At 71.6% G+C, this 11278-nt stretch carries 9 protein-coding genes; 3 read left to right on the forward strand and 6 right to left on the reverse strand.

The annotated features are described in order from the left end of the window. The first annotated feature begins 33 nt into the window (after positions 1–33). Positions 34–1542, forward strand: a complete 1509-nt coding sequence (locus AB0Q90_RS18885) for an FG-GAP and VCBS repeat-containing protein (protein WP_363160146.1) — start codon at positions 34–36, stop codon at positions 1540–1542. On the opposite strand, the gene AB0Q90_RS18890 is transcribed toward AB0Q90_RS18885, so the two are convergent. The 6 genes from AB0Q90_RS18890 to leuA all read right to left on the reverse strand — a co-directional run bounded on the left by AB0Q90_RS18890 (position 1532) and on the right by leuA (position 9582). Beyond that, complete coding sequence (locus AB0Q90_RS18890) at positions 1532–2761, reverse strand: sialidase family protein (protein ID WP_363160147.1); 1230 nt, start codon at positions 2759–2761, stop codon at positions 1532–1534. The two genes, AB0Q90_RS18885 and AB0Q90_RS18890, sit on opposite strands and share 11 nt — an antisense overlap. 39 nt (positions 2762–2800) lie before the next feature. Continuing rightward, on the reverse strand, positions 2801–3463 hold the full coding sequence (locus AB0Q90_RS18895) for a response regulator transcription factor (protein ID WP_363160148.1): 663 nt from the start codon (positions 3461–3463) through the stop codon (positions 2801–2803). Continuing rightward, positions 3460–4689: a histidine kinase gene (locus AB0Q90_RS18900; RefSeq protein ID WP_363160149.1), complete on the reverse strand. Its 1230-nt coding sequence runs from the start codon at positions 4687–4689 to the stop codon at positions 3460–3462. Before AB0Q90_RS18900 ends, AB0Q90_RS18895 begins: the two co-directional genes overlap by 4 nt. A 62-nt stretch (positions 4690–4751) precedes the next feature. Further along, positions 4752–6839, reverse strand: coding sequence for an MMPL family transporter (locus AB0Q90_RS18905; protein ID WP_363160150.1), 2088 nt, complete (start codon positions 6837–6839; stop codon positions 4752–4754). A gap of 139 nt (positions 6840–6978) precedes the next feature. Beyond that, the gene (locus tag AB0Q90_RS18910; RefSeq protein WP_363160151.1) at positions 6979–7674 is read right to left on the reverse strand and encodes a TerB family tellurite resistance protein; all 696 of its coding nucleotides are present in this window, start codon (positions 7672–7674) and stop codon (positions 6979–6981) included. Positions 7675–7860: 186 nt separating this feature from the next. Continuing rightward, complete coding sequence (gene leuA / locus AB0Q90_RS18915) at positions 7861–9582, reverse strand: 2-isopropylmalate synthase (RefSeq protein WP_363160152.1); 1722 nt, start codon at positions 9580–9582, stop codon at positions 7861–7863. Between the two features lie 321 nt (positions 9583–9903). Here leuA and AB0Q90_RS18920 point away from each other — a divergent pair, with 321 nt between their 5' ends. Together AB0Q90_RS18920 and AB0Q90_RS18925 are read left to right on the forward strand one after the other, a co-directional pair. Beyond that, positions 9904–10977 carry a M4 family metallopeptidase gene (locus AB0Q90_RS18920; protein ID WP_363160153.1) on the forward strand — a complete coding sequence of 358 codons (1074 nt, stop codon included), beginning with the start codon at positions 9904–9906 and terminating at the stop codon, positions 10975–10977. Positions 10978–10998: 21 nt separating this feature from the next. Further along, positions 10999–11265: a protealysin inhibitor emfourin gene (locus AB0Q90_RS18925; RefSeq protein ID WP_363160154.1), complete on the forward strand. Its 267-nt coding sequence runs from the start codon at positions 10999–11001 to the stop codon at positions 11263–11265. Positions 11266–11278: the final 13 nt, after the last annotated feature.

Genomic DNA, 11278 nt, shown 5'->3' on the forward strand with positions numbered 1-11278 from the left:
CGTCATGCAACCGCACTCTGAGCAGGAGGCCCTGTGCGCAAGCGCACACTTCGTATGACGGTGGCCACGGCCGTGGCGATGGCGGCATCGGCCGCCCTCGCGCCGATGGCCCAGGCCGCCGCCCCAGCCGCCGGGACCACCACCGGCCTGGCCAAGGCCGACTTCAACGGCGACGGCGTCGCCGACACGGCCGCGGCCGCGCCGCACGCCACCGTGAGCGGCCAGCAGCAGGCCGGATACGTCGCCGTGACGTACGGCAGCCGCACCCTCGCGCTGAAGGACCAGACCCGCAAGGTCCACCACCAGAACACCACCGGGGTGCCGGGCACGGCCGAGGCCTACGACCGGTTCGGCTCCGCCATGACGGCCACGGACCTGGACGGCGACGGCTACACCGACCTCGTCGTCGGATCGTCCGGCGAGACCACCGGAACCCTCGGCGCGGCGGGCTCGCTGACCGTGCTGTGGGGCGGCCAGAGCGGCCTCACCGGCGGCACCGCCGTCAGGGGCACGTACCAGCGCGAGAACCTCGGCGCGGTCCTGACCGCCGGCGACTTCGACGGGGACGGCCACCAGGACGTCGCCACCGGCACCACGGTCTCCTACGGCCCGTTCAGCCGGACCACCGGTCCGGCCCGCACCGAGGCGATGGACCTCCAGGTCGAAAACCCGGACTATGACATTCCGGGATGGGAGCCGTGGGACAACCCCGCGCTCGCCACGGGAGACGTCAACGGCGACGGCATCACCGACGTCGTCGGCGTCGTCTCGACCTCCTCGGGGGAGCTGGGCGACCACGGCCCCCGCCTGGTGCGCTACTTCGCGGGCAGCCGGGACGGGCTGGCGGCCGCGCAGACCCTGAAGGACGCGAAGACCGGCGAGCTCCTGGACGGCGGCGTCGACATCGCCGTGGGCGACCTCGACCGGGACGGCTACGCCGACATGGTGCTCGGTCGGGCCAATGTGGACGACAGGCCTGGCGTCGGCGACGTCAACGAGGTGGGCGGCGCCGTCGAGATCGTGCGCGGCACCGCGTCCGGCCCGGACACCGCGAGCCCGCGCGTCCAGCTCCACCAGGACAGCGCGGGTGTCCCGGGCACCGCCGAGAAGGAGGACGGCTTCGGCAGCGCGGTCGACCTCGGCGACGTGAACGGCGACGGCCGTCTCGACCTCGCGATCGGCGCCCCGGGGGAGGCCATCGGCACCCTGACCGGCGCGGGTACGGTGACCGTCCTGCTGGGCGGCGGCACCGGGCTCACCGTGACCGGCGCGAAGTCCTTCCACCAGAACTCCACGTCGGTGCCCGGCACCGCCGAGCAGGCCGACTCCTTCGGCGCCGCCGTGCGCCTGGCCGACACCACCGGCGACGGGCGTGCCGATCTGTTCACCGGGGCACCGGGGGAGAACTCCGGGGCCGGTGGGGTCTGGGTGCTCAAGGGCACCTCCACCCAGGTGACCGGCACGGGCTCGGCCTCCTTCAGCTCGTCGAAGCTGGGGATGACCTCCGCGCAGGGCCGACTGGGTCAGGACTTCAGCCGCTGACCCCCCAAGGCTGCCGCGCCGGGGCCATCCCCTCGTACAACGCCCCGGCCGGCAGCCGCCGGAACTCGATCGTCTCGTACGTCCCCGTCACCCCCGTCTCGTACAGGATCCCGACCGTGTCCCGGTCGATGCGCACCAGGTCGGAGTAGGCGGCCCGGTGCTGCGACAGCGTCAGCGCCTTGGTGAACGTCAGTCCGCCGTCGGTGCTGCGCCAGATCGCCATGGCCTGGCGGGCGGTGGGGACGGACGGGCCGGAGAACAGCAACGGCGCTCCGTGGTCGGGCAGTTGGAGGACGCTGCCCTGCACCACCGGCACCTCGTTCAGCGTGGGCTGGACCGCGTACGGGCGCAGCAGGGTCTCGGCGCCGTCGGCGGAGTGGCTGTCCAGCCGGTTGCCGACGGCGGTGCCGTGCTGGTCGCGGGCGCTGAAGTAGAGCCTGCCGTCGGGGAGTTCGGCGACCGTCGACTCGTTGGCGTTGTGCAGGCCGTCGTAGGAGTCGTCGACGTACCCGGTCCGCCAGGTGGTGCCGCCGTCGTCGCTGTAGAGGGCGTGGGCACCGTAGTAGCGGAGCTCCTGGCCGGTGTCGGCGGAGCCGGGCGGCGGGGCCGCCGAGTGGTTGGCCGGGACCACCAGGCGTCCGGCGTGCGCGCCGCGCCGAAGCGCCACGGCGTGGCCCGGGCCGGTGGCGTACCAGCGCCAGTGGGACGGCTTGACCTGGTCGGTGATGTCGCGCGGCGGTGTGAAGCGGTAGCCGTCGTCCCAGCTCCTCTGGACGAAGACGCGGCGGCTGTCCTGCGGCGCCGCCTCGCCCCGCATGATCTGCGCCTCCGTCACGGCACCGCTGTTGTAGGAGGTGACCAGCACGACCGCGCCGGTGCGCGGGTCCACCACCGGCGCCGGATTGCCCCGCGTGTCGCCGTTCCCGGCGGCGACCACGGTCTGCGGACCCCAGGTGCAGCCGCCGTCGGTGGAGCGTCTGAGGACGATGTCGATGTTCCCGGTGTCGCCGGCGCCGTCGTGCCGTCCTTCGGCGAAGGCCAGGACGGTGCCCCGGCGGGTGGTGACCGTCGCCGGGATGCGGTAGGTGTCGTATCCGCCCCGGCCGGAGACGTAGGGGACGGAGGAGACGCAGCCGGCCGCCGAGGCCTTGCCGGTCGCGGTGAGCGGGGTGAGGAGGAGGGCAGCGGCGACTACGAGTGTGCGGCTCAGGGGGGTCATCGAGCTCCCTTGACGGAGTGTCAGACAGTGACCTGTCCGTCACAGGGTTCCCGGTGTCACCATCCCCGACTCGTACGCCACGATGACCAGCTGCGCCCGGTCCCGGGCGCCCAGCTTGCCCATGATGCGGCTGACGTGGGTCTTCGCGGTGAGCGGGCTGAGCCCCAACGCCTCGGCCACCTCGGTGTTGTTGAGGCCGCGCGCGACCAGCGCCAGCACCTCGCGCTCCCGCTCCGACAGGCATTCGGGGCCGCCCGCCGTGGGCGTGGACGGGCTGCGCAGGAACCGCTCGATCAGCCGTGCCGTCGGCCCCGGCGAGAGCAGCGCCTCCCCGGCCGCCACCGTGCGGATGGCGTCGAGGAGTTCGGCCGGCCGGGTGTCCTTCACCAGGAAGCCGGAGGCGCCCGCCCGCAGCGCCTCCACGATGTGCTCGTCGGTGTCGTAGGTGGTCAGGACGAGCACCCGCACCCCGGCCAGTTCCTCGTCGCCGGCGATCAGCCGGGTCGCCTCGATGCCGTCCAGGTCGGGCATCCGGATGTCCATCACCACCAGGTCGGCCCGTTCGCTGCGGGCCAGCGCGACGGCCTCCCGGCCGGTGCCCGCCTGGCCGACGACCTCCATGTCCCGCGCCGACTCCACGAGCATCGCGAACGCGGCCCGTACCAGGGTCTGGTCGTCGGCGAGCAGTACGCGGATGGTCATCGGGCCCCTTCCAAGGACGTCAGCGGCAGTACGGCGGTCACCTCGAAGCCGCCCTGCCTGCGCGGCCCGGCGTCGAGTGTGCCACCCACGCTGCGCGCCCGCTCCCGCATTCCCACCAGTCCGAACCCGGGCGAGCCGCCGGGGGTCGGGCCGGTGCCGTCGTCGGCAACCGACAGGCGGACGGCGCCGTCCCGCTCGTACAGCTCGACGTGGACGGCCGGTTCGGGGCCCGCGTGCCGGACCGCGTTGGTCAGCGCCTCCTGCACGATGCGGTAGGCGGCGGCGCCGACGGCGGGCGGCAGCTGCCGTACCCGTACGTCCTCGTCGACCCGGGCGCCCGCGAGCCGGGCGGCCGCCACCAGGTCGGGCACCCCGTCGAGGCCGGGCAGCGGGCCGCGCGGCTCCCCCACCGCGCCCTGCTCGCGCAGCACCTCCAGGGTGGTGCGCAGTTCGCCGCGGGCGCTGCGGCAGGTCTCGGCGATGTCGTCGAGCGCCTTGGCGACCGTCTCCCGGTCCAGGCGCTCGGGGTCGGCGGCCAGGACGTGCGCGGCGACGGAGGTCTGCACGCCGATGAGCGTGATGCTGTGGGCGAGCAGGTCGTGCAGGTCGCGGGCGATGCGCAGCCGCTCCTCGGCGACCCGGCGGCGGGCCTCCTCCTCGCGGGTGCGTTCGGCGCGTACGGCGCGTTCGACGATGGCGGCGACGTACTGGCGGTAGTAGCGGGTGGCGATGCCGATGAAGATGACGGCGAGGACCCAGCCGTAGATGCGCAGCAGGTCGACGGCCCGTTTGTCCTCGCCGAAGGTGAGCATCGCGGTCAGGGAGATGCCGAGGCCCACGGCGGCGACCAGGATCGAGCGCAGCGGCGGCTGGGTGACGGTGATCGTGTAGAGCACGACCAGCGAGGCCCCGATGGGTGCGCCGTGGTTGTTGTCGAGGACGTGGTAGGTCATGACGAGCGCCGCCACCGTGGCGAACACGAGCAGCGGCCGCCGCCTGCGCCACACCAGCGGCACATGGGCGGCGAGCAGCAGGGTCCAGCCCAGCGCGTCGGGGCGGCGGCCCTTGTCGATGAACAGCCCGATGAGCACGGCGAGTACGGCGAGCGCGGCCGCCAGCAGCGCGTCGTTGCGGGTGCCGTGCGGGGCGGTCCGCGGGTCGCGGTTGACCGCCGCCATGATCCGTTCGCCGAGGCGGGGCCGCACCGGAGTCGTGGTGAGGTGCATGGGGCCCATCCTCCGCCGGAACGGCGCCCCTCCGGGAGAGGAGGGGCGCCGGTCGGTCCGGTTCAGTGCGTCACCGCTTCCAGCCGCTCCGGCTCCTTCGGCGGCGTCGGCGTCTCGGGTTCGCGGGACAGGGCGCCCGGCCACCACACCTTGCGGCGCAGCGCGACGGCGGCGCTGGTCACCAGGTAGGTGCGGACCAGGAAGGTGTCGAGCAGCACGCCCACCGCGATGACGAAGCCGAGTTCGACGAGCTGCACCAGCGGCATGTTGGTGAGCACCGCGAAGGTGGCGGCGAGGACGAGTCCGGCGGAGGCGATGACCCCGCCCGTGGTGCGCAGCGCGGTGAGCGCGGCGGCGACGGGTTCGGCGCCGTTCAGGGATTCCTCGCGCATCCGGTGCATCAGGAAGATGCCGTAGTCGACGCCGAGCGCCACCAGGAAGACGAAGGAGAGGAGTCCGAGGCCGGGATCGGTGCCCTCGAAGCCGAAGACGGGTCCGAAGACGAGTCCGCCGATGCCGAGGGCGGCGCCCCACACGGCGACCACGGCCGCCACCAGGAGCAGGGGCGCGACGAGCGAGCGCAGCAGGACGACCAGGATGAGCAGCACGGACACCAGCACGAGCGGTACGACGACCATCCGGTCGCGGGCGTTGGTGTCCTTCAGGTCGATCTGTTCGGCGCTCGGTCCGCCGACGTAGGAGCCGTCGAGTCCGTCGCGCAGGTTCTCGATGGTCGCGGTCTCCCCGGCGGACTGGGGAGCGTCCTTGGCGATGACGGAGATCTCGGTCCAGCCCTCGCTGCTGCGTCCCGTTTCGGCGCTGTCGACGCCCTCGGTGCCACGGATGTCGGCCAGGGTGGTCTCGGCGCGGTCGGCGGGGGTGATGACGCTGATGGGCTGGGTGCCGCGCTCGGGGTAGGCGCGGTTGAGGGTCTCCATGGCGGCGACCGCGTCGGGCTTGCTGGTGAAGGAGTCCTCCTGCTTGATGGCGTCGGGCAGGTTGAGGGTGCCGAGCGCCAGCACACCGAGCAGGAGACCGCCGCCGGCCAGGACGGTCAGCGGGCGGCGTCCGGCGGAGCTGCCCATCGCCGCGAACAGGGAGCGGCGGGCCTTGGGGGTGCTGCCGTAGCGCGGGATCAGCGGCCAGAAGACGCGGCGGCCGAGCAGGACCAGGACGGCCGGCAGCAGGGTCAGCATGGCGACGAGGGCGCACAGCACGCCGACGGTGCCGAGCGGGCCCATGCCGCGGCTGGAGTTGAGGTCGGCGGCGAGCAGACAGAGCAGACCGGCGGCGACGGTGCCGGAGGAGGCCAGCACGGCGGGCCCGCAGCCGCGCAGGGCGGCGACCATGGCCTCGTACGGGCGCTCGATGCGGCGCAGTTCCTCGCGGTAGCGGGCGACGAGCAGCAGGGCGTAGTCGGTGCCCGCGCCGAACACGAGGATCGTCATGATGCCGGTGCTCTGGCCGGTCACCGAGGTGCCGAACCACTGGTTGAGCCCGTAGGCGACGCCCGTCGACAGGTAGTTGGCCGTGCCCGCGACGACCAGCGGCACCAGCCACAGGAACGGGCTGCGGTAGATCAGGATCAGCAGCAGCGCGACGACCGCGACGGTGGTGTAAAGCAGCGGTCCGTCGAGCGAGTTGTAGACCTCGGCTGCGTCGGTGGCGAGCGCTCCCTCGCCGCCGACCTCGACGCTGAGCCCGTCGCCGCCGACGGCCACGTCCCGGACGTCGTTGACGAGTTCGTCCCGGAGCTTCTCGTCCGTCCCGGGTTCGTTGCTGGCCACCGGGTACATCAGGGTGGTGCCGTCCCTGGACGGGACGGCGGCCGGGTCGCCGGTGAGCCGGTGGGCGCCCGCGATCTCGGCGATCTGGTCGGCGGCGGTGGCCTTGTCGGCGGCGGTCAGTCCGCCGTCGCGGTGGTAGACCACCACCATCTGCGTGGTCTCGCCGCCCGGCAGCTGCTCCTGGAGCTTCGCGACCTGCGTGGAGTCGGCACTGGCCGGCAGGTAGTCGACGGCGCGGTCGCGCTGCACGTCCTCCAGTTTCGAGGCGAACGGCGAGGTGATCGCCAGCACGGCGATCCACAGCCCGAGCACAAGCCAGGGAACGCCCCGCCGACGTCGTACGGCTGTCCTAACGGCCCCCATGAGACGGGCCTCCCTCCGGTCGGGTGGTCTGGTTCGTCTCCAGACTCCCGGCGCGAGGGGGCCCGATCGTCGGGCGTGAGGGCGAGTTGCGGAGTACTGCCGGGGGTGATGCCGCGGGGGCGTTACTCCCGCGGGAGTATCAGGACGGCGTACGCGCCGCCGCCAGCAGCCGGGTCACGTCGTCGCCGCAGATGGTGAGGGCCGCGCCGACGGTGCTGAGGACCTCGCGTTCGGCGGGCGTGTAGGGGCCGTCGGCCAGGGCGATGCGGGCGCCCTGGAGGAGGATCGACTCGCGGCCGGCGGGGGCCAGGTGCGGGGCGAGCGGGTCCAGGGCCTCGTGCAGCTCTATGGCCAGACCGGCCCCGCAGGGCTCGCCGGCGATCCGGCCGGTGTCCGCGGCCAGCGCCTCGACCAGGGCGTCGAGCTGTTCCTCGGTGCAGTCGTCGAAGCCGGCCGCGCGGACCGTGACCGCCGCCGACTCCAGCGCCGTACGGGCGCAGGGGCCGCCCGCCGCGAGCACGGCCAGGGCGACGGTGTGGACGGCGTCGCGGAGCATCGCGGAGAAGCGGGTGGTGGTCGGGTGGTCGAGGACGTCGGTGCCGAAGTGGCGGCGGCAGGCGGCGCACTCCACGACCGGTCCGGTCTCGCCGCGCGGCAGCACGGGCACCCCGAGCATGGTGAAGCGGCGTCGTCCGGTCAGCCGCTGGTAGTTGCGGTCGCCTCCGCAGCCGGGACAGAAGAACTCGCCGTCGCCGACGGTCGTCCACGCGGTGCGGGTCCCCAGAATCCGGGCAGGCCTCGCGGCACGGCCGTTTCGTCCCCGTCCTGGCAGCACGTCGCACCTCCGCGAAACCCCGCGGCAACATCGCCGCGCTTGCGTGATGTTAGCCACATACAAGAGGCGGAGTCAGTACCCCGGACGAGACCTTTCCGTGACCTGCATGGTCATTGGCCGGTATACGACGGGACCCCGCCCGCCGGCAAAACGGCGAACGGGGTCCCAAACCGCCGGTCAGGCTGGTCAGCGCGTAGCGCGGTTGACGGCCGAAACAACGGCCTTCAGCGAGGCACGCGTCGTGTTCGCGTCGATGCCGATGCCCCACAGAACCTTGTCGTCGATCGCGCATTCGATGTAGGAGGCGGCCTGCGCGGACGCACCCTCGCTCATCGTGTGCTCCTGGTAGTCCAGCAGGCGTACGTCGATGCCGATGGACTGCAGGGCGTCGAAGAAGGCCGAGATCGGACCGTTGCCGGAACCGGTCAGGACGGTGTCCTGGCCGTCGACCGTGGCCTCCACCTTCAGCGTGTCCACGCCGTCGGTGTCGGTGGTCGACTGGTTGTTCTTGACCTGAATACGACCCCACGCGTTCCCGGGGTTCGGCAGGTACTCGTCCTGGAAGACGGCCCAGATGTCGCCGCCGGTGACCTCGCCGCCCTCGGCGTCCGTCTTCGCCTGGATGATCTTCGAGAACTCGATCTGCATCCGGCGCGGCAGGTCCAGCTTGTGGTCGTTCTTCAGGACGTACGCGATACCGCCCTTGCCGGACTGCGAGTTGACCCGGATGACCGCCTCGTAGGAGCGGCCGACGTCCTTCGGGTCGATCGGCAGGTAGGGGACGGCCCACTCGATGTCGTCCACCGTGACGCCCTTGGCGGCCGCGTCGGCCTCCATCGCGTCGAAGCCCTTCTTGATGGCGTCCTGGTGGGAGCCGGAGAAGGACGTGTAGACCAGGTCGCCCACGTACGGGTGGCGCGGGTGGACCTCCATCTGGTTGCAGTACTCCCACGTACGACGGATCTCGTCGATGTCGGAGAAGTCGATCTGCGGGTCGACGCCCTGCGAGAACAGGTTCATGCCCAGGGTGACCAGGTCGACGTTGCCGGTGCGCTCGCCCTGCCCGAACAGACAGCCCTCGACGCGGTCGGCGCCGGCCATCAGCGCCAGCTCGGCCGCCGCGACGGCCGTACCGCGGTCGTTGTGCGGGTGGACGGAGACGCAGACGTACTCGCGGCGCGACAGGTTGCGGCTCATCCACTCGAAGCGGTCCGCGTGCGTGGACGGCGTCGAACGCTCCACCGTGGCGGGCAGGTTGAGGATGATCTCGCGGCCCGGGCCCGGCTGGTAGACGTCCATCACCGCCTCGCAGACCTCCAGCGCGAAGTCCAGCTCGGTGTCGGTGAAGATCTCCGGCGAGTACTGGTAGCCGAACTCGGTCTCCGGGCCCAGCAGCTTCTCGGCGTACTCCATCACCAGGCGGGTGCCGTCGACGGCGATCTGCTTGATGTCGTCCTTGGAGCCGCGGAACACCACCCGGCGGAAGACCGGGGCGGTGGCGTTGTACAGGTGGACCGTCGCGCGCTTGGCGCCCTTCAGGGACTCCACCGTGCGCTCGATCAGGTCCTCACGGGCCTGGGTCAGTACGGAGATGGTGACGTCGTCGGGGATCGCGCCCGGCTCCTCGATGATGGAGCGCACGAAGTCGAAGTCGGTCTGGCCGGAGGCCGGGAAGCCGACCTCGATCTCCTTGTAGCCCATCTTGACCAGCTGGTCGAACATCCGGCGCTTGCGCTCGGGCGACATGGGGTCGATCAGGGCCTGGTTGCCGTCGCGCAGGTCCGTGGAGAGCCAGCGGGGAGCGACGGTGATCCGGTTGTTCGGCCAGGTACGGTCCGGGATGTCGACCTGGTCGTACTGACCGTACTTGTGGATCGGCATGGGGCTGGGCTGCTGGCGATTCGCCATGATGCTTCGGGCTCCTCAAGGTGTCCGGAAGGACGGCCGACGACGCAACGCCAAGCACCGCGGGGAGGGGGTCGGCCTCGACTACAGGCCCTCGCCGCGGCAGCTAAGGAGGAGCAGCCCGAAATGCATGATGCTCCGCATGCTAGCCGAGCCCTCTCCGGATACGGCGGTGCGTATCAGTATGCGGGACCGGCGGGACAAACTGGACGAAAAGTGCGCCATACCACTCCGTGACCGCTGGACGGGCGTCTTGTCGGCACATTTCACCAATCATGGTTGCGGGTAGTGACAGCGGCATAACGCAGTGCAAGGGTGCCGGGCATGACGACCAACGGGGGCCACGTGCCCGTTTTCTGCACCGTCGTACCGCCCCACGTCCTCGACAAGCTCGCCCAGGCCGAGGACCCCGTGCTCGCCGGTCCGGCCCGCCGGACCCTCCAGCGAGACGCCTACGAGCGCACCCACCGCCGGCTGACCACCGTCCTCGGCGCACCGTCCGTGGCCCCGCCCGTCGGGGCGGAGCCGGACAAGCCGCAGCGCACGATCTACGACGCCCGGCACGGCACCGACCTGCCCGGCCGCCAGGTCCGCGGCGAGGGCGAGGAGCCCGGCAAGGACGCCACCGTCAACCGTGCCTACGCCGGTCTCGGCGCCACCTTCGAGCTGTTCCTGAAGGCCTACGAGCGCAACTCGATCGACGGCGGCGGACTGCCGCTCGACGCGACCGTGCACTACGAGAAGGACTACAACAACGCCTTCTGGAACGGCGAGCAGATGGTGTTCGGCGACGGGGACGGCGAGATCTTCCTCGACTTCACCATCCCGATCGACGTCATCGGGCACGAACTGGCCCACGGCGTCACGCAGTACACCGCGAACCTGACCTACTTCGGCCAGCCCGGCGCGCTGAACGAGTCGATGTCGGATGTCTTCGGCGCGCTCATCAAGCAGTACACGCTCGGGCAGACCGCCGCCGAGGCCGACTGGCTGATCGGCGCGGGCCTGCTCGCCCCGCGCGTCACCGGAAAGGCCCTGCGCTCCATGAAGGAGCCGGGCACGGCCTACGACGACGACGTCCTCGGCAAGGACCCGCAGCCCGCGACCATGGACGACTACGTCCGCACCGGCCGCGACAACGGCGGAGTCCACATCAACTCCGGCATCCCCAACCACGCGTTCTTCCTCGCGGCCACCGCCCTCGGCGGCCACGCCTGGGAGCGCGCCGGACAGATCTGGTACGACGTGCTGACCGGGGGCGAGCTGAAGTCCCAGGCACTGTTCGCCGACTTCGCCAAGCTGACCGTCGATGCCGCGAAGGCACGGTACGGCGACGGCGGCGAGGAGCTCCAGGCGGTGCTGAAGGCCTGGGAGCAGGTCGGGGTGCGCACCCTGTGAATCCGTACTAGACAGGTCCTCATGCGTATTCAGGTGAGGCGCACCGGCGGATTTGCGGGCATCGAGCGGTTCGCCGAGGTGGAGACCTCGGGGCGGCCCGACGCGTCCGAGTGGCAGGCCCTGGCCGAGAAGGCGGTCGCCGGCGGCCGGGGCACGCCGCCCGTCGGCGTTCCGGACGGCTTCAGCTACCAGATCACCGTGGACGGGAAGACGGTGTACTGCGCGGATCCCCGGCTCAGCGAGGAGCAGCGGAAGCTGATCACAAAGGTTCTCAAGGAAGGGGCGTAACGGGTTCTTCACG

This window comes from Streptomyces sp. NPDC079141 (assembly GCF_040686775.1).
In the GTDB taxonomy this organism is placed as follows: Bacteria; Actinomycetota; Actinomycetes; order Streptomycetales; family Streptomycetaceae; genus Streptomyces.